General features: G+C 65.6%; 18 protein-coding genes. 9 read left to right on the top strand and 9 right to left on the bottom strand.

Going from position 1 to position 18,338, the window contains the following annotated elements; genetic code table 11:
* Positions 1-3 precede the first annotated feature (3 nt).
* Together ACN0TK_RS00795 and ACN0TK_RS00790 are read right to left on the bottom strand one after the other, a co-directional pair.
* The gene (locus tag ACN0TK_RS00795) at positions 4-852 is read right to left on the bottom strand and encodes a 23S rRNA (adenine(2030)-N(6))-methyltransferase RlmJ (RefSeq protein ID WP_417307525.1); all 849 of its coding nucleotides are present in this window, start codon (positions 850-852) and stop codon (positions 4-6) included.
* Between the two features lies 1 nt (position 853).
* Positions 854-1,501, bottom strand: a complete 648-nt coding sequence (locus ACN0TK_RS00790; RefSeq protein ID WP_417307524.1) for a LysE family translocator — start codon at positions 1,499-1,501, stop codon at positions 854-856.
* A gap of 277 nt (positions 1,502-1,778) precedes the next feature.
* Between ACN0TK_RS00790 and ACN0TK_RS00785 the strand changes: the two genes are divergently transcribed.
* Positions 1,779-3,896: a putative bifunctional diguanylate cyclase/phosphodiesterase gene (locus ACN0TK_RS00785; protein WP_417307523.1), complete on the top strand. Its 2,118-nt coding sequence runs from the start codon at positions 1,779-1,781 to the stop codon at positions 3,894-3,896.
* A gap of 46 nt (positions 3,897-3,942) precedes the next feature.
* Here the strand turns inward: ACN0TK_RS00785 and ACN0TK_RS00780 are convergent, their stop codons facing one another.
* Positions 3,943-4,152, bottom strand: a complete 210-nt coding sequence (locus ACN0TK_RS00780) for a hypothetical protein (protein WP_417307522.1) — start codon at positions 4,150-4,152, stop codon at positions 3,943-3,945.
* Between the two features lie 183 nt (positions 4,153-4,335).
* Between ACN0TK_RS00780 and ACN0TK_RS00775 the strand changes: the two genes are divergently transcribed.
* The 6 genes from ACN0TK_RS00775 (at position 4,336) to ACN0TK_RS00750 (ending at position 11,515) form a co-directional block, all read left to right on the top strand.
* Positions 4,336-6,333, top strand: a complete 1,998-nt coding sequence (locus tag ACN0TK_RS00775; protein ID WP_417307521.1) for a GAF domain-containing protein — start codon at positions 4,336-4,338, stop codon at positions 6,331-6,333.
* A gap of 139 nt (positions 6,334-6,472) precedes the next feature.
* A complete protein-coding gene (locus tag ACN0TK_RS00770; protein ID WP_417307520.1) occupies positions 6,473-7,792 on the top strand; it encodes a metallophosphoesterase in 1,320 nt (439 codons plus the stop codon).
* A 115-nt stretch (positions 7,793-7,907) separates the two neighbouring features.
* Positions 7,908-8,540: an RNA polymerase sigma factor gene (locus tag ACN0TK_RS00765; protein ID WP_417307519.1), complete on the top strand. Its 633-nt coding sequence runs from the start codon at positions 7,908-7,910 to the stop codon at positions 8,538-8,540.
* Complete coding sequence (locus ACN0TK_RS00760) at positions 8,537-8,920, top strand: VOC family protein (RefSeq protein ID WP_417307518.1); 384 nt, start codon at positions 8,537-8,539, stop codon at positions 8,918-8,920. The genes ACN0TK_RS00765 and ACN0TK_RS00760 overlap by 4 nt, the downstream gene beginning before the upstream one ends.
* A 262-nt stretch (positions 8,921-9,182) precedes the next feature.
* Complete coding sequence (typA, locus tag ACN0TK_RS00755) at positions 9,183-11,000, top strand: translational GTPase TypA (protein ID WP_417307517.1); 1,818 nt, start codon at positions 9,183-9,185, stop codon at positions 10,998-11,000.
* 200 nt (positions 11,001-11,200) lie between these two features.
* Positions 11,201-11,515 (top strand): hypothetical protein, encoded by a 315-nt coding sequence (locus tag ACN0TK_RS00750; protein WP_417307516.1) that lies wholly within the window; start codon positions 11,201-11,203, stop codon positions 11,513-11,515.
* Between the two features lie 150 nt (positions 11,516-11,665).
* On the opposite strand, the gene trmD is transcribed toward ACN0TK_RS00750, so the two are convergent.
* The 5 genes from trmD to ACN0TK_RS00725 all read right to left on the bottom strand — a co-directional run bounded on the left by trmD (position 11,666) and on the right by ACN0TK_RS00725 (position 15,743).
* On the bottom strand, positions 11,666-12,349 hold the full coding sequence (gene trmD / locus ACN0TK_RS00745) for a tRNA (guanosine(37)-N1)-methyltransferase TrmD (RefSeq protein ID WP_417307515.1): 684 nt from the start codon (positions 12,347-12,349) through the stop codon (positions 11,666-11,668).
* Positions 12,346-12,879, bottom strand: a complete 534-nt coding sequence (gene rimM, locus ACN0TK_RS00740) for a ribosome maturation factor RimM (RefSeq protein WP_417307514.1) — start codon at positions 12,877-12,879, stop codon at positions 12,346-12,348. The genes trmD and rimM overlap by 4 nt, the downstream gene beginning before the upstream one ends.
* A gap of 12 nt (positions 12,880-12,891) precedes the next feature.
* Positions 12,892-13,302, bottom strand: coding sequence for a 30S ribosomal protein S16 (rpsP, locus tag ACN0TK_RS00735; RefSeq protein WP_417307513.1), 411 nt, complete (start codon positions 13,300-13,302; stop codon positions 12,892-12,894).
* A gap of 39 nt (positions 13,303-13,341) precedes the next feature.
* Positions 13,342-14,961 (bottom strand): signal recognition particle protein, encoded by a 1,620-nt coding sequence (ffh, locus tag ACN0TK_RS00730; RefSeq protein WP_417307512.1) that lies wholly within the window; start codon positions 14,959-14,961, stop codon positions 13,342-13,344.
* A gap of 281 nt (positions 14,962-15,242) precedes the next feature.
* Positions 15,243-15,743 (bottom strand): class I SAM-dependent methyltransferase, encoded by a 501-nt coding sequence (locus tag ACN0TK_RS00725; protein ID WP_417307511.1) that lies wholly within the window; start codon positions 15,741-15,743, stop codon positions 15,243-15,245.
* A gap of 241 nt (positions 15,744-15,984) precedes the next feature.
* Between ACN0TK_RS00725 and ACN0TK_RS00720 the strand changes: the two genes are divergently transcribed.
* Positions 15,985-16,524, top strand: a complete 540-nt coding sequence (locus tag ACN0TK_RS00720) for a DUF2087 domain-containing protein (RefSeq protein ID WP_417307510.1) — start codon at positions 15,985-15,987, stop codon at positions 16,522-16,524.
* 92 nt (positions 16,525-16,616) lie between these two features.
* On the opposite strand, the gene ACN0TK_RS00715 is transcribed toward ACN0TK_RS00720, so the two are convergent.
* Positions 16,617-17,168 (bottom strand): TetR/AcrR family transcriptional regulator, encoded by a 552-nt coding sequence (locus ACN0TK_RS00715; RefSeq protein ID WP_417307509.1) that lies wholly within the window; start codon positions 17,166-17,168, stop codon positions 16,617-16,619.
* 85 nt (positions 17,169-17,253) lie between these two features.
* Here ACN0TK_RS00715 and ACN0TK_RS00710 point away from each other — a divergent pair, with 85 nt between their 5' ends.
* A complete protein-coding gene (locus tag ACN0TK_RS00710) occupies positions 17,254-18,294 on the top strand; it encodes an SDR family oxidoreductase (RefSeq protein WP_417307508.1) in 1,041 nt (346 codons plus the stop codon).
* The last annotated feature ends 44 nt before the right edge of the window (positions 18,295-18,338 follow it).

Genomic DNA, 18,338 nt, shown 5'->3' with positions numbered 1-18,338 from the left:
GGGTCATTCCCCCGCCAACCACTCCAGCTTGTGCCGGCCCGCACCGGGGTCACCCAGGAGCAGCGCCAGCGCCGGCAGCAGGATGCGCAACTCGCTTTCCAGCACATAGGGCGGATTGACGATGATCATCCCCGAGCCGTGCAGCTTCGGCGGGTTCGAGGCCGGACGCACGCTCACTTCGGCGCGTAGCATCTTGGGAATGCCCATGTCGCGCAGCGCCGAGATGAAGTCATGTACCGCCCGCGTATCCTTGAGCGGATACCACAGCGCATAAACGCCCGTGGCGAACTTGCCATGCGCCTTGGCCAGCCCGTCGAGCAGCCGGTCGAACTCGCCGCGTTCCTCGAACGGCGGATCGACCAGCACCAGCCCGCGCTTTTCCTTGGGCGGCACATGCGCATTGAGCGCCAGCCAGCCATCGAGATGGTTGACCCGCACCTGCACGTCGCCCTCGAACAGCCCGCTCAGCTTTTTCGCATATTCGGGGTGGAGTTCGAGCGCCGACAGCCGGTCCTGCGGCCGCAGCAACTGCCGGACCAGCAGCGGTGAGCCCGGATAGGTCTTCACCCCGCCATCGGGGTTCAGCGACCGGATCACCTCGAGATAGGGCGCGACGAGCGGCGCCGCCTTGTTCGGCAGCTGCGCATCGAGCAGACGCCCGATCCCGTCCTTCCATTCCGGCGAACGCTTGGCGATCGCCCCGCCGAGGTCGTAGCGCCCGATCCCGGCATGGGTGTCGATCACCCGGAACGCGGTGTCCTTCTTTTTCAGATATTCGACCAGCCGCGTCAGCACGACATGCTTGAGCACATCGGCGAAATTGCCGGCATGGAAGGCGTGGGAATAGTTCATCTCAATGCCTTGCCTGTGCCGTGAGGATGGTCGCAGCAAAGGCGGTGAAAATGGCGGCAAAACTGTAGTTCAGCGTCCGCTCCACCCAGCGCGTGCGCCGGAACGCATCGACCAGCCAGCCGGCCGCCAGCACGGTGAGCACGCCGGACGGGATCGACACGACAATGAACTCGGCCCCGAGAAAGAACAGCTTGCTGCTCGCTGCCGGATCGCCCGCCGACACGAACTGCGGCAGGAAGGTCATGAAGAACAGCACCACCTTGGGGTTCAGCAGATTGATCCCCACCCCCGTCAGATAGCTCTGCCACACCGTCGGCGCGCGCTTGGCAGCTTCTGTCAGCTTCAGCCCGCCGCCCTGCGTCACCGCCTGGAAGGCGAGCCACAACAGATAGACCGCGCCGGCGATCTTCAGCGCCAGAAACAGCGGCGGCGCCGCGACGATCAGCACCGAGATGCCGAAGGCCACCAGCACCGTGTGCACCACGATGCCGCTCATCGCCCCGGCCATCGAGGCCAACCCATGCGCCCGTCCGTAGTTGATGGCGCGGCTCAGCTGCAGGGCCATGTCCGGGCCAGGCGTGATGGCGATCACGAATGCCGCCAGTGCAAAGGCCAGGATCACCGGCAGGTCGGGGATGAAGTCGGGCATCAGGGTGGTCTCCGCAGAGCGATTGCGCTGCCTATCATCTCCGTGCGGCGGGGCCAATGGCGAACGCTGCACCGCCAGCCCTCCAGCAGCTCGTGGGCTTGCGCGCGCGCCCACACGACGGAGCGCCGTATCCGGGTCGCCCCGCAAGTTCCCCGGCCGTCGGGAACAGTTCACATCGCGGTTATATACCCGTTCAGAAGAAATTCGTTGTTAACCAACACGTGTTTTCACTGATCAACCGAAGACTATACTCGGTAACTCTTTCAGGGACGGGCGAGTGGCGCGGAGCGACACTGAACTGACGGCTGAGGATGCGCTGCTGGACGCAGCCCTGCACAGCATCCCATATGGCTTTTGCGTCTGGTCGCCAGAATTCAGGCTGGTCATGTGGAACCAGCATTATCTCGACATCTACCATTTCCCCGCTTCGCGGATCTTCAAGGGCATGACGCTCGAAGCAGTGGTGCAATTGTCGTCCGACCTCGGCAACCACCCCGATCAGTCGCCCGGTGAATTCCTCGCCGCCTACCAGCACGATCTGCTCGCCCATCGCACCGGCAGCCGCGCCAAAACCCGCGAGCGCGTCGAAGGCGGTCGCACGCTGGAGACCGCCTGGGCCTATTCCGAGGGTCTGGGCTGGGTCGTGACCCATGAGGATGTCACTGACGAAATCGCCGAAGACGAGTTGACCCAGCAGCGCAAGCGGGAACTCGAACTGCAGAACATGCGGCTCGACGCCACCGTCAACAATATCAGTCAGGGCATCGGCATGTATGACGCCAAGGGCTGTCTGGTGCTGTGGAACAAGCCCTACCAGCGCATCTACAATCTGCCGGCCCACCTGCTCATGCCCGGCACCAACATCCACGACGTGCTGAATCACCTGTTTGACGGGGGCATGCGGGCCGGCAAGAACCGCGATGACTATCTGCGCATGCGTCGCGAGATCATCTCCCGTGGCGAATACGGCAAATACATCCACGAGTTCGGTGGCCGCGCCATCCTGATGCAGCACCACCCCATGCCCGACGGCGGTTGGGTGACCACTCACGAGGATATCACCGAGCAGCGCCAGCACGAGGAACGCATCCGTCATCTTGCCCGCCACGACGGCCTCACCCAGTTGCCCAACCGCATGCAGTTTCTTGAAGAGATGGCCGCCACCGAGGCGGACATCGGTCGTGGCGACGGCCTTGCCGTGCTCTGCATCGATCTCGACGACTTCAAATCCGTCAACGACACGCTGGGCCACGCCCTCGGCGACAAGGTCCTGCAACAGACCTCCGCCCGCCTTTGGGGCACCAGCCATGAGAACGACCTGCTGGCGCGCCTCGGCGGCGATGAGTTCGCGCTGATGATGCGTGGTGTCGGCTCCCCGGCCGAAGCCGCGCGCACCGCCGAGCGCATCACCAAGGTCATGAGCGAACCCTTTGCCATAGAGGGCAACCAGATCGTTGTCGGTGCCAGCGTCGGCATTGCCATGGCGCCGCAGGATGGCACCACCACCGAGGCGCTGATGAAGAACGCCGATCTGGCGCTTTACCGGGCCAAGAAGGAGGGCCGATCGGTCTTCAAGTTCTTCGAAGTCGGCATGGATGAAGCCATCCAGAAGCGCCGCACACTCGAAGCCGGCCTGCGCGGCGCCCTGGCCCGGAGCGAGTTCGAGCTGGCCTACCAGCCGCTTCTGGGGCTCGAGCACAACCGCATAACCTGTTTCGAAGCGCTCCTGCGCTGGCAGACGAAGGACGGCACCGTCCCACCTGCCGAGTTCATCCCGGTCGCCGAGGACACCGGCCTGATCGTCCCCATCGGCGAATGGGTCCTGCGCGAGGCCTGCCGCACCGCCGCCACCTGGCCGGCCGATGTCCGGGTCGCGGTCAATCTGTCCGCCGTGCAGTTCAAGAACAATCACCTTTTCGAACTCGTTCAGTCGGCCCTGCACGACGCGGGTCTGGACCCGCTCCGGCTCGAACTCGAAATCACTGAGTCCCTGCTGCTCGCCGACTCGGCGCAAACGCTCAAGACGCTGCACCGCCTGCGGGCACTGGGCATCCGCATCTCGATGGACGATTTCGGCACCGGCTACTCGTCGCTCAGCTACCTGCGCAGCTTTCCCTTCGACAAGATCAAGATCGACCGCTCTTTCATGCGCGATCTGACGACCAAATCCGACAGCCTCGCCATCATCAAGGCGGTGATCGGCCTCGGCCAGTCGCTGGGCATGACCACAACCGCCGAAGGCATCGAAACCGAGGCGCAGCTCGACGTGGTGCGCCGGCACGGCTGCGACGAGGTGCAGGGCTTCCTGTTCTCCCCGCCCATCAGTGCCGACGCGGTCGGAAACATGCTGAAAACGCCGCTACGCCCGGCCTTGACCAACCGCTTGGCATCGTGATCCCGAGGGCCATATTGCCACTGGCGATCCGACAGGCACTTGAGACCTAGCCCTCGAGATCCGCATCCGGCAGCTTCAGGAACTCCACGTAGCGGTCGACATGCACCCGGGCCCGCTTGAGGCACATTTCCGGGCCTTCCAGCGCACTGGCCTGCGGGCGTCCGGGCACCACATGCCCGCGCACATGGGTGATCCGCGCAATCCATTTGTCGTCCTGCCGGATGGCAATCCGATACCCCCTGTACACCTCGTCCACGGCGTCCGGTCCTCGTCTTGTGTAAGCTGACGGGCACAGTTACGGCGCTGTTGAATCGAAGTTTCGCAGCCCGCTTCAACCGCGGGTAACAGGCTGGTGAGTACGGCGCTCCGGCCAGGTCGGGATTCGCGATTCGACTTGTCTTTTGCGCCCTGTCAGGCAATGACGCAGATTGAAACTGAAATGCCTGAGAACACGCCGGACATGGACGACTACGACCGCAATTTGCGCGCCGACAGCCGACTGGCGGCTCTGGCAAGCTTTGACATCCTCGATACCCCCGAGGAAAACGAGTTCGACGACATCGTCCATTTGGCGTCCAGTATCTGTGCGACGCCGGTGGCGCTTATCAGCCTGGTCGAGGTGGACCGCCAGTGGTTCAAGGCCCGCGTCGGCTTTGAAGCCTGTGAAACCCCGATCGAGCAGTCCGTCTGCGCCCACGCGCTCGGCCAGACCGAACTGCTGATCATCCCGGACCTGACGGCGGATCCGCGCACCAGCACCAACACGCTGGTCGCCGAGGATCCCGCCATCCGCTTTTATGCCGGCGCGCCTCTGGTCACCGACGACGGTCAGATCATCGGGACCCTGTGTGTCATCGATACCGAGATCCGTCCCCAGGGGCTCACCGCTCAGCAGGCGGACGTGCTGCGCACGCTCGCCCGCCAGGTGATGGTCCTGCTCAAGGCCCGCAAGCGCCTCGCCGATGGCGAAAACCGCGCCCTGCGCTATCAGATCGCCGAAGAGGCCGGGCGCATCGGCACTTTCGACGTCAGCGTCGCCGACTCCCGGATGACGCTGTCGCCCGAGTGTTGCCGGATTTTCGGCGTGCCGGTGGCGCGCACCTACCCCACATCGGTCCTTGAACAGGTCATCGTCCCCGAAGACGCATCGGTCCGCTCAAGCGATGCGACCCGGGCCAGCGGGACCGCACCGGTCGACGTCGAATACCGCATCCGGCGCCCCAGCGATGGCCAGCTGCGCTGGCTGGCCCGCCGCGCCGAGTTCATCCACGATGACGCCGGCAATGTTGTCAGGATGTTCGGCACGGTGACGGACGTCACCGACCGGCGCCGTCTCGTCACACATCAGGCGGCGCTGCTCGATCTGGGAGACGCGCTGCGCAATTGCACCTCCCCGCAGCAGGCCATGGCCGTCGCCTCGCAAACTCTGGGCGAAACGCTCGACATCGGAAATGCCGGCTATGGCAGGTTTTCCGGCCATGGCACCCAGCTGAATCTGGAGCAGGACTGGGCCGCGCCGGGTCTTGACCGCACGCCGGGCGAATACGCGCTCGCCGGCCTTTCCAACACAGTTGCCCGGCTGCAGTCCGGCCTACCGCTGGCGGTTCACGACATCGCTACGACCGAATGGCTCGGCACGGATCGCGATTACTTTGCCCGCGCTGGCGTCGCCACCATCCTCGCCATCCCGCTGCTCGGCGAAGGCGGCCTCGTCGCCATGATGTTCGCCAGCGGCGCGCAGCCGCGCGACTGGGACAGGGCAGAGGTCGATTTCGCCCATGGCGTCGCCGATGCGACCTACGCCGCCATCGCCCGGCTCGACAGTCAGGCCAGCCAGCAATTGCTCAATCGCGAGCTTGGCCATCGCATGAAGAACCAGCTAGCGATGATCCAGGCGATCGTTTCGCAGACCCTGCGCTCCGCCCCCGATCTGGCGACCGCCGGCGAGTCGCTGAGCAACCGCATCCGCGCCCTCGCCAGCGCCCATGACGCGCTGATTTCCGGCGAAAGCGGCTGCACCACCGTCGGCGAGATCGTGCGCCGCACGGTCAGCGTGCATGACGATCATCTGGCCCACCGCTTCGACACCGAAGGCCCCGACATGATCGTCGGGCCGCAGCCGGCGCTGTCGCTCTCCCTGCTGCTGCATGAGCTGTCGACCAATGCCGCCAAATATGGCGCGCTGTCCAACGAGCAGGGCGATGTGCTGCTGCGCTGGGGCAGCGACACCTCCGTCACGCCAGCCAGCTTCTGGCTCACCTGGCGCGAGCGCGGCGGGCCACAGGTTACCGCGCCCGACCGCAGCGGCTCTGGCTCCCGGCTCATCCGCGCCGGCCTCGCCGGGGTTATCGACAGCAATGTCGCGCTGGACTACGATTCCGCCGGGCTGCGGGCCGATATCTCTGCCGATCTGGTGAGCTTCCAGAAGCGCGACTGACCGGCCATCGCCGCAGACCCTGTTTTGGCCGCTGTCGCATCAGTGTGGCACGACTGACCTATTGCAGCGCTCTGTTTTGCACCAAGGTGATGATCGAATGACATTTTCTCCCGTTTCCCGCCGGACCCTCCTTCAGTTCATGGCAGCTTCCGCAACCTTGCCCCTCCTCGGCTCCGCCGTCCGCGCCCAGCAACCCGGTCTCCGCGCCGTCATCCTGTCGGATCTGCATTCCGCCTATGAGCGCATGGGCCAGGTTCTGGCCGCTGTCGCCGAGGAAGTCGCCGCCGCCCCGGATGCGACGATAATCCTCATCAATGGCGACGTCTTCGAAGCCGGCAATGTCGCCGCCAACCGCTCCGCCGGTGCGGTCGACTGGCACTTCCTCGAAAAGCTCGCCGCGCTGGCGCCTACCGTGCTCAACATCGGCAATCACGAAGCCGATTTCGACAATGACCTGAAAAACGTCGTGGCCCAGGCCGAAGACCTCGGCATCACCGTCGTTTCCAACATCATCGACAGCCGCACCGGCGCCGCCTACGCACCGGCCAGCACCACCCTCGAGCTAGCCGGCCAGCCTGTCACCGTGACCGGCATTGCCACCGCGGCCATCAACACCTATCCCGCCGCGACGCGCGAGATGATGACCATTCCCGATCCGGCGGAATGGGCGACCGAAAACCTCCCCGGCATGCTGCAGTCCGACGCCATCAACATCGTGCTCAGCCACGCCGGCGTCGTCGCCGACCGCGCCATTCTGCCCCTGCTGCCCGACGCGACCCTGCTGATTGGCGGCCATGATCACCTGCGCCTCGTCCACGCCGAGGGCGCCACGCGCTATGTACATACCGGGTCGTGGTCGGACATGATCACCGTCGCCAGCCTGCCAGGCCCCGGCGCTGCGCCCCAGCTGACCCAGTTGGCCATCGCCCGCGACGCCACACCGGACGCTGAACTTGCCGCCCAGATCGAGGCCGTCCTCGCCGAGCATCTGACCGACGAGGAGCGGGCCAGCATCGGCACGATGGAAACCGCGATGAGCCTGGGCGAAACCGGCCGCTACGTTGCCGAAGAAATCGCCAAGGCGGCCGGCGCCGATGTCGGCTTCATCGGCCACACCTCGTTCGGCACCGGCTTTCCGGCCGGCCCTGTCAGCCTCTACGACTACAATTCGATCCTGCGCTTCGAAGGCAAGATCGTCACCGCCGAGGTCGATGCGGCAACCCTCGCCGCCATTTTGGACCGCACCAATCAGGATGGCGACATCCCTCTCGCGGATCGGACCGGCGATTTCCTCTACGCGGCCCCCACCGGCCTGCCGGAAAAAGCCACCTACATCATCGCCGGCAACGACTGGAGCTTCATCAACCAGAAGGCCTATTTCGGCCGCGAAGACCTCGAGTTCACCGCCATCGACGGCCTCATGCTCAAACCCATGATCCGCGACACGCTGGCCGACTGATCCGCTGATCCGCCACAGCCCACTGCACACGCCGCGGCCGCCCCACGGGGCGGCCGACCTTGTCTGCTCTCAGGCCCGCTTGCCCGCGCCTGAGGGTTCTGCAAATCTCCGCGCCATGCGCAGCACCCTGCATACCCAGCTCCTTGCCATCGCCCGGCGCACGGTCGGCGTGCATCATGCCGAGGATGTGGTGCAGGACGCCATGTTGGTGGCCGTTGAAAGTGGCCGACTGAATCTGACCGATCCGGCCAACACCCGCTGGCTCAAGGGTGTGGTGCGCAACCGCGCCCGCATGGCGGCCCGCACGGCCCACCGCAGCTTGCGGCGCGACAGCGGCTGGCACACCGATCCCCAACCGCCCGGCCAGTCGTCCAGCACCCGCTTGCCGGAAATCCTGACTGATCTGCCACCGGCGCTCAGGACCCTCGCGGCACTCGTTCTCACCGGCCACAACCGCCGCGAGATCGCCTGGCTGCTCGATCTGCCCGACACCGCCCTGCGCCAGCGCATTCTTGCCCTGAAACGCCGCCTGGCCGCCCGTGGCCTCGCCGCGCCGTCGGAACTCACCGGTCTCAATCTTGACCTCGCCTATGGCCGCATTCGCGCGGCGCTGCAGGCAGCCCTCGATCTCCGTGCCGGCCAATTCGCCACGCACGATCCCGATGGACATTTATTTGTCGTGCACAGCTCACGTTCCGCGCCCCGGCGGCAACTGATAGATGCAACCGAAAGAAAGGGCTTGCCGTGAACCTCAAACCCAAAAGCGCCAGCATCGTTTTTTACGTCACCGACATCATCCGCACCGAGGCCTTCTACAACGAGACCTTCAACCTGGGCCTCACCCGCATGGAGGGCGCCGAGCCGTTCTGGCTACAGGGCCGGCTCGATGACGGGCCGGAACTGATCTTCTTTCAGATGGAGGGTACGCGCGGCAGCTCGCCCGCGCTGGTCTTCGACATCGGCGAGGGCGGCATCGACGATATCGTCGCCGACCTCGCCGAAAAAGGCGTCACCATCGTCACCCCGGTGTCGGAAGCCCCCGGGGGCTGGAGCGCCGACTTTCTGGACCCCGATGGCTTTGGCCTGGGGCTCTGGCAGTCGGAAGACTATCCGCGCTCGCTGAGATAGGCCCCAAACATCAAGGCGGCGCGATGAACCGGCTCAAACCGGCATCGCGCCGCAGAGCCCCGCCCTTCGGCGGCCCCGCAATGCAGGCCCGCGTCCCCTGCGCTTGTGGAAAACCCCGTCTTCCTGTAAGGCAGCGCCGAACGCGCCCGCCCCGGGCTGAACCGGGCTGGGCGCCATCCTTATTCCTGCATGATTCAGCCATTCGCCGCCGCCGAACGCGGACAAAGGTATTGGGATCGTGCCAAAGAGGCCTGTCCGACCTATGTCCCTGCGAAATATCGCAATCATCGCCCACGTTGACCATGGCAAGACCACGCTCATCGACGTGCTGCTCAAGCAGTCCGGCGCCTTCCGCGACAATCAGCGCGTTGAAGAACGCGCCATGGATTCCAACGACCTCGAACGCGAGCGTGGCATCACCATTCTCGCCAAGGTGACGTCGCTCGAATGGGGCGACACCCGCATCAACATCGTCGACACCCCCGGCCACGCCGACTTCGGCGGCGAGGTGGAACGCATTCTGTCGATGGTCGATGGCGTGGTCATCCTGGTCGATGCCGCCGAAGGCCCGATGCCGCAGACCAAGTTCGTGCTCGGCAAGGCGCTGGCCCAGGGCCTGCGCCCCATCGTGGCGATCAACAAGATCGACCGCCCCGACGAGCGTCACCTCGAAGTGCTCGAGGAAATCTTCGATCTGTTCATCGCCCTCGACGCGACCTCCGAACAGCTCGACTTCCCGGTGCTCTACGGCTCGGGCAAGAACGGCTGGATGGCGTCGGAGCCCGATGGCGCGCGCGAAAGCATGGCGCCGCTGCTCGACAAGGTCGTCGAATACGTGCCCGAGCCCAAGGTGGAAGAGGGCCCGTTCCGCATGCTGGTTACCACCATCGAGCGTAACCCCTTCCTCGGCCGCATTCTCACCGGCCGCGTTGAGTCGGGCAGCGTGAAGTCGGGCGATGCCGTCCATTCGCTCAGCCGCGACGGCAAGGAAATCGAAAAGGGCCGCATCTCCAAGGTGCTCGCCTTCCGTGGCCTAGAGCGCACGCCGATCGAGGTGGGCGAGGCCGGCGATATCGTCACCATCGCAGGCCTCTCCGACACCACGGTCGCCCATACCATCGCAGTCCCGTCGGTCACCGATCCGATCCCCGCCAAGCCGATCGATCCGCCGACCCTCAGCGTCACCTTCCGCATCAACGATGGCCCGCTGGCCGGCCGCGAGGGCGACAAGGTGCAGTCCCGCGTCATCCGCGAGCGCCTGCTGCGCGAAGCCGAGGGCAATGTGGCCATCCGCGTCACCGAGGGTCAGGACGCCGACAGCTTCGAGGTCGCCGGCCGTGGCGAACTGCAGCTCGCGGTGTTGATCGAGAACATGCGCCGCGAAGGCTTCGAGCTCACCATCGGCCGCCCGCGCGTCGTGCTGCGTGAAGAGAACGGCAAGAAGCTGGAGCCGATCGAGGAAGTCATCATCGACGTCGATGAGGAACATTCCGGCGTCGTCGTGCAAAAGCTCACCGAGCGCAAGGGCGAACTCGTCGACATGCGCCCCTCGGGCGTCGGCCGCTCGCGCCTGCGCTTTTACGTCCCGACCCGCTCGCTCATCGGCTACCAGCCCGAGCTGCTGTCGGATACCCGCGGCACGGCGATCTTCAACCGCCTGTTCCACGAGTACCAGCCCTACAAGGGCGCCCTGCCCGGCCGCCGCACCGGTGTGCTGATCTCCAACGGCACCGGCCAGGCCGTGGCCTATGCGCTGTGGAACCTCGAAGAGCGCGGCTCGATGATGATCGATGCCGGTGTCGACATCTACGAGGGCATGATCGTCGGCGAGCACAATCGCGAGAACGACCTCGAGATCAACGCGCTCAAGGGCAAGCAGCTCACCAACATCCGCACCCAGTCCAAGGATGAGGCCGTCCGCCTCACCCCGCCCAAAAAGCTCACACTGGAGCAGTCGCTCGGCTACATCGCCGATGACGAATATGTCGAGGTGACCCCCAAGTCGATCCGCCTGCGCAAGATCGCCCTCGACCCCAACGAGCGCAAGAAGATGGCCCGCGCCGCCGCCAAGGCGAGCTGAACACCATCACTCTGACGAATTGAAAAAGGCCGGCGCAAGCCGGCCTTTCTTGCGTCTGCCCCTTGCCTCGTGCCCTTTGCCCCTCATCGCCGGGCTTGTCCCGGTGATCCAGCTGAAAAAGCCGCGGCAGAGGGTTACAGCGTCCACCCTTGCGACGTCGGGCGAAGCAGCCCCTATTGGTGCAGGTGAAGGGGCTGGACATGAGCACAAGCATCCAAGAGCTCAGCGAAAAGGTCGGACGTGTCGGGGACATTTACGCGAGCAGGCATGGCATCGAGCGGAGTACCGACTGGTATCTGCTCAAGCTGAGCGAGGAACTGGGCGAGCTGACGGCCGAGCACCTGCGGCTGAGTGGCCGGGCCCGGCCGCATGCCGATGGCACCCAGGGCAGTCGCGAGGCACTGGAAAGCGAGGCGGCGGACCTCCTCGGTCAGCTGCTGCTCTACTGCCGCGCCCAGCAGATCGACATCGAGGCCGCGATCACCCGCAAGTGGCTGCGCTATCTGAACGATTGAACCGCACCGGCGCGCGTCGGCTGCACATCGCGCGCACCTCATTACCGGGCGTGTCCCGGTGCTGCAGCTGGATATCGCAGCAGCGTACCTCATGGCCGGGATGTACCCGCTATGAGGGCAGAGAAGTCGGTTATGAGACGACGCGCGGTCCTACTCGTCCAGCAGATCCGGCCGCCGCACCCGGGTCAGCGCCAGCGCTTCGGCCTGCCGCCATTTGTCGACCTTGCCATGGTCGCCCGAGGTCAGCACCTCAGGGATGTCGCGGCCTTCGAAACTCTGCGGGCGGGTGAACTGCGGATATTCGAGCAGCCCATGCTCGAAGCTCTCGTCGGCATGGCTTTCGGCCGCGCCGAGCACGCCGGGGATCAGCCGCACCACGGCCTCCAGCAGCACCATCGCCGCCACCTCGCCACCGGCCAGCACATAATCGCCGATCGACACCTCGGTCAGCCCCCGCGCCGCGATGACCCGCTGGTCGACGCCCTCGAACCGCCCGCAGACGATCACCGCGCCCGGCCCTGCGGCCAGCTCATGCGCCATCGCCTGCGTCAGCGGCTTGCCGCGCGGGCTCATCAATAGCCGCGGCCGCGGATCGTCCGGCGGCGAAACATGATCGATGGCGCGCGCCAATACGTCTGGTTTCAGCACCATGCCGGCCCCGCCACCGGCTGGCGTATCGTCCACCGTCCGGTGCCGGTCGGTGGCAAAATCGCGCAGCTGCACCGCGTCCAGTGACCACAGTTGATCCCTCAGGCCCCGCCCGAGGACGGAGGCACCGAGCGGGCCGGGAAACAGCTCTGGGAACAGCGTGATGATCTGCGCGGAAAAGCTCAATCCGGTTCCTCGTCGCCCGGCTCCGTCTCGACGGGCGGAACGATGACGAGATAACCGTCCTTGAGGTGGATATGCGGCACCACCTCACGCGTGAACGGATAGAGATAGGTGTCCCCTTCCCGTCCGCGCACTTCCAGGATGTCGCCCGCGCCGAAATTCGGCACCGCCGTCACCTGGCCAATCGTCGTGCCGTCGTCGAGCTGCGCCCTGAGCCCGATCAGGTCGGCATGATAGAAGTCTTCTTCATCATCCGGCTCGGGCAGCAGCGCGCGCTCGACATAGAGCTCGACGCCGTTCAGCGTTTCGGCCGCATTGCGGTCGGTAATGCCCTTGACCCGCGCGACCAGCACATTGGTCGTCGTGCGCGCCGAGGTGATCTCGATCACCAGCCCGGGCCGATTGGTCGTCAGCGGTCCATAGGAGGCGAGCGCCAGCGGGTCCTCGGTGAAGGACTGGATGCGCACTTCGCCCTTGATGCCATGGGCCGCACCAATGCGGCCCATGAGCAGCTTCTTGTCGGTGGTGGACACCGCTGCCTCGTCTTACTCGGCAGCCGCGTCTTCAGCCGGCGCGTCCTCGGCGGGCGCAGCGGCAGCAGCAGCAGCGGCCTCGGCAGCATCGGCTTCGGCCTGGGCCTTGGCTTCGGCGCGCTCGGTGGCCTTCTTGCCCGGCTGACCCTTGTTCGGGTTGTTGCGCGGCTCGCGCTTCAGCAGGCCGGCGGCGTCGAAGAAACGCGCCACGCGGTCGGTCGGCTGTGCGCCGACGCCCAGCCAATGCTGCACGCGCTCGGTGATCAGGTTCACGCGGGCCGACTTGTCGGCGAGACGCGGATCGTAATTGCCGATCTTTTCGATGAAGCGGCCATCGCGCGGGCTGCGGGCGTCGGCAACGACGATGTGGTAGTAGGGGCGCTTCTTGGTGCCGGCGCGAGCGAGGCGGAGCTTGAGGGCCATGAGGTCAGTCCTTGAGTGGTTGATATGGTGATCTGAGGATTATTTCTTCTTCGGCACGAAGCCGCCGCCGAGGCCCGGAAGGCCGGGGAAGCGCTGCGCGCCGGAGCCGAGCCCGGGCAGCTTGCCCGAACCGGATTTCAGGAAACTGCCGACATCGTCGGGCAGCTTGTTCGGGGCCAGCTGCTTGGGGGCTTCGGCCTGCTGCGGCAGCGACGCGGGGTCGATCCCCATGCGCCGCGCCATCTCTTCGAGCTGCTTTGGGTCCATGTCCTCGGGGTTCGGCATGTTGCCCATGCCGCCCATCCCGCCCATGGCACCGCCCATCTTGCCGCCGAACATGCCGGCCAGCGAGCCCATGCCGCCTTTCGAGACCTTCTTCATCATGTCCGCCATCTGGCGATGCTGCTTCATCAGCTTGTTGACGTCCTCGACCTTGGTCCCGGAGCCCTTGGCGATGCGCACCCGCCGCTTGGCGTTCAGCAGTTCGGGCTTGGTCCGCTCGGCCTTGGTCATCGAGTTGATGATCGCCACCTGCCGGTCGAACACCTTCTCGTCGACATTGGCGCCGGCCATGGCCTTTTTCATCTGGCCCATGCCGGGCATCATGCCCATCAGCGAGCCCATGCCGCCCATCTTCTTCATCTGCAGCAGCTGGCTGCGCAGATCCTCGAGGTCGAACTGGCCCTTCTTGAGCTTTTTCGACATCTTCTCGGCGTCTTCGGCCGAGACATTCTGTGCCGCCTTTTCGACCAGACTGACGATATCGCCCATGCCCAGAATGCGGTCGGCGATGCGTGAGGGATGGAAATCCTCGAGCGCATCCATCTTTTCGCCGGTACCGATCAGCTTGATCGGCTTGCCGGTCACCGCGCGCATCGACAGCGCCGCGCCACCGCGGCCATCGCCGTCGACGCGGGTCAGGACGATACCCGAAATATCGACCCGTTCGTCGAACGAGCGCGCCAGGTTCACTGCGTCCTGACCGGTCAGCGCATCGGCGACCAGCAGGATTTCATGCGGGTTGGTCGCGGCTTTCACCGCGGCCGTTTCTTCCATCAGCTCCGCATCGACATGCGTGCGGCCCGCGGTATCGAGAATGACGACGTCATAGCCGCCCAGCCGCGCTTCGTTCTGCGCACGCTTGGCAATCTCGACCGGGTTCTCGTTCTCGCGGATCGACAGCGTATCGACGCCGATCTGCTCGCCGAGCACCCGCAGCTGCTCCTTGGCGGCCGGACGACGATCGTCGAGCGAGGCGAGCAGCACCTTCTTGTTCTGCCGCTCCTTCATGCGCTTGGCGATCTTGCCGGCATGCGTGGTCTTGCCCGCGCCCTGCAGACCGACCATCAGCATCGTCATCGGCGGCGTGGTGTTGAAGTCGATCGGCACCTGGGTCTCGCCCAGCACCTTGATCAGCTCGTCATGGACGATCTTGACCACCTGCTGCCCCGGGGTCACCGAGCGGGTGACCTCGACGCCGATGGCCCGGTCGCGCACCTGTGCCACGAAGGCGCGCACCACTTCGAGCGACACGTCGGCCTCGAGCAGCGCCCGGCGCACTTCGCGCAGCGCTTCGTCGACATCCTTCTCGCCCAGCGCACCGCGCCCGCGCAGACCGTCGAAGATTTTACCGAGGCGATCGCCTAAGCTCTCAAACATCCAGTTTCCTCATTCTCCCGTGCCGCATGATCACGGGATATGGGTCGTCATCTCGCACTTGTCGCGGGGGGCTGCCCGAAAAAACCGCCACCCGCAGGTCCGTCAGCGCAAACGCCAAACACACCCGAGGGCGCAACGCGCTGTCGGGTGTTAGCCTCCGGGATCTCTTTGTACCTTCACGGGTCCCGGTCGGCCTTCAGGTGTCGAACCTGACGGAATATGTGGCTCGCATAAGCCCGAACGCCCCGAGAGTCAAGGAAATGGGCGCTGCTGGCACGGTCCTATATCGCTGCGCCGTCCGGCTCGCGCACCCCCAGCACCGCCACCATGCCCTCCCCCAGCGCCGGCTCCACCTCGAAGCCGAAACCGCTGAGCGCATCGCTGGTGACAGTGACGAAGCGCTCGAGCGTCAGGATGGCCGGCGCTTCGAGAACCAGCACCACCCGGCCACCCGGCCCGATCCGCGCATTGAGCGCCTTGCTCCAGCCCGCGTCCTTCGCCCGCGAAAAGTCGACATTCACCGCAAACACCGCATCGAAGGGCACGAGTTCGAGCGTTTCGAAGGCGCTCTCGAACACCGCCAGCCGGTCGCTCTCGGCGTTTCGCCGCATGCAGGCCGCGACCATCTTCGCCGAGCGGTCGACGGCCACCACATGCGCCCCGGCGGCCAGCGCCAGCCCCGTCGCGATACCATGGCCGCAGCCGATCTCCAGCACCCGCTCGCCATCCCTTGGCGCCAACAGGTCCACTGCCCAGCGATGCCGCTTCGCGATTCCGGCCACTTTGCCCCCCGTGTCAGTCGCATCGACTTTGCGGCCGATTCTGGCCGCAGCATGATTATTGCGCGTAATCCCCAGGCGACGATATAACCTGGGACGGGTCCGCAGTTCACCCAGGCGCCGCCGCCCCTCGGGGCCAGCTAAACCTGCGTCGGTCGGAACCCAGCACTTGTCCTTCGTGCCAGTTCGCAAGCCGGCGGCCACGACGTCCTTTTCAAGGATCGGCACCAACCGAGGATGAGCCATGTCCCGCACCGCCGTACCCCTCGAGGTCAGCGACCTCGCCCCCTTCGCCAAATCCCTGCGTCAGGCCCTTACCGCGCGTGAGGCGCCGCCGAGCCATGTCGAGCTGCTCAACCTGCTCGCCAAGGCCGCCGGCTTTCGCAACTACCAGCACCTGCGCGCCAATGCCGGCGCCAGCGGCCGGCTCAGCGCCGCCACCGTCGCCGTACCGCCGCCCGATCTCGGCAAGGTCTCGAAGGCCGCGCGTTATTTCGATGCCGAGGGCAGGCTCGCCAGCTGGCCGGCCCGCTATCTCGATCAGACGCTGTGCCTGTGGGTCTTCTGGTCGCGCATTCCGCGCGATGCCACCTATACCGAGCGCCAGGTCAGCGACCTGCTGCGCGGCTGGAACGGTTTTGGCGACCATGCCCTGATCCGCCGCGCCATGATCGACGCCAAACTGCTGCGCCGCACCGTCGATGGTCGCGAATACCGCCGCATCGAACAGCCGCCGCCGCCCGAGCTCGGCCCGCTCCTTGCCCATCTGGCGGCCCGCAGCTGAACCATCCGGCCGGCGCCCGGTCCATGCACCGGCGCCGGCATTCATCATCGGGTCAAACCCGAGGCACGGTGCGGCAATTTTTGGGCAAGCCGCTAGTGCCGCCGGGCGTGCCCGATCATCCGGCCCACCAGCAGCTGCAATTGCGCCTCGAACACTTCGGGGCTCGTCGTCCGCCGATAGAGCCCCCAGGATGCGTGCAGAACCGTTTCCGCCAGCAGTTCGGCCTCGGCAATGCCATCGGCTTTAAGCGCCTCGATCACTGTCTCCGTCACCGCCTGCTCGGTCGCCACCGCCTGCGGCGTCGGGCTGCGCTCCTGCTCGCCCATCAGTTCGGCGGCATGCGGAGATCGCCCCACGAGCCGCGTGATTGCGGCATATTTCGCCGAGATCGCCAGCGTCAGCCGCGTCGCGATGTCGCCCGGCCCGGCCAGCGCCGCGAGAAAATCGGCATTGAGATCGACCAGCAACTCCGCCACCAGCGCTGCGAACACCGCCGACTTGTCCCCGTAGTATTTATAGAGCGTAGGCTTGGCCACCTGGGCCGCCCTGGCGATCGCCTCCATCGAGGTCGCACGCGGCCCCTGCGCCAGCATCAGTTCGCGCGCTGCTGAAAGGATCTGCTCTCGCTTGTCGTCACCCGCCACTGGTCACCCTCGAAATACTATTGAACGAATTGAACGATTATCGTACATTCCGTTCACTTTCTGACGCAACCCAAGGAATCGTCCCATGGCCGACCGCGTTCTGCTCACTGGCATCTCCGGCTTCCTCGGCGGCCATGTCGCCCTCAAGCTTCTCGAAGCGGGTTATATCGTGCGCGGTTCCGTCCGCCGAATGGAAAAGTCCGACAAGGTGCGCGCCACGCTCGCCGCCGCCGGCGCCGATGTCTCCCGCCTCGAGTTCGTCGCGCTCGATCTGCTGTCGGATGAGGGTTGGGCCGAGGCCATGCAGGACGTCCGCTACCTGCAGCACACCGCCTCGCCCTTCGTCACCACCATGCCCGACGACAAGATGGAACTGATCCGCCCCGCCGTGGACGGCACCCGCCGCGCGCTGCACGCCGCCTATACCTCTGGGGTCGGGCGCGTCGTCCTCACCTCGTCCATGGCCGCCATCATGTATGGCCACGCGCCCGACCGCAGCGCGCCCTTCACCGCCGCCGACTGGACCGACCTCACCGGCCGCGACGTCACCGCCTATGTCGAAAGCAAGACCCGGGCCGAGCGCGAGGCCTGGTCGATCGCCGACAGTTTCGGCCGCCGTGCCGATCTCGCCGTCATCAATCCATCCGCCATCTTCGGCCCGCTGCTCGACGACGATCCCGGCACCTCGGTGGGACTGCTCAAGCGCCTGCTCGATGGCTCGGTGCCGGTCGCGCCGCGCATTTACCTCTCGATGATCGACGTGCGCGACGTCGCCGAACTGCACCTCAAGGCCATGACCACGCCCGATGCCGGCGGCCAGCGATTTGCCAGCGCCGGGCCGACCGATTCCATGCACGAGATCGCCAATACCCTGCGCAAGGCCTTCCCGGCATTCGCCAAAAAGCTTCCGCGTTTCGAAGCGCCCAATTGGCTGGTCCGCTTCGTCGCCCTGTTCGACAAGGACATCCGCTCCAATCTGGGCGAACTCGGCATCGTCAAGCGCATCGATCCCACCGCCGCCGAGTCCCTGCTCGGCCACCGCTTCATCACCAATCCTCAGATGCTGAAGGCCAGCGTCGACAGCCTGATCGCCCAGGGCGTCATCACCCCACCCGACGCGAGTTGAAAAAAGGGGCTAGGCCAATCGCTTCTGATCCGCTAAGAGCACGC

Origin of the sequence: Devosia sp. (genome assembly GCF_048261455.1) — a bacterium.
Classification (GTDB): domain Bacteria; phylum Pseudomonadota; class Alphaproteobacteria; order Rhizobiales; family Devosiaceae; genus Devosia_A.
This window is presented reverse-complemented; position numbering and strand designations above follow the sequence as displayed.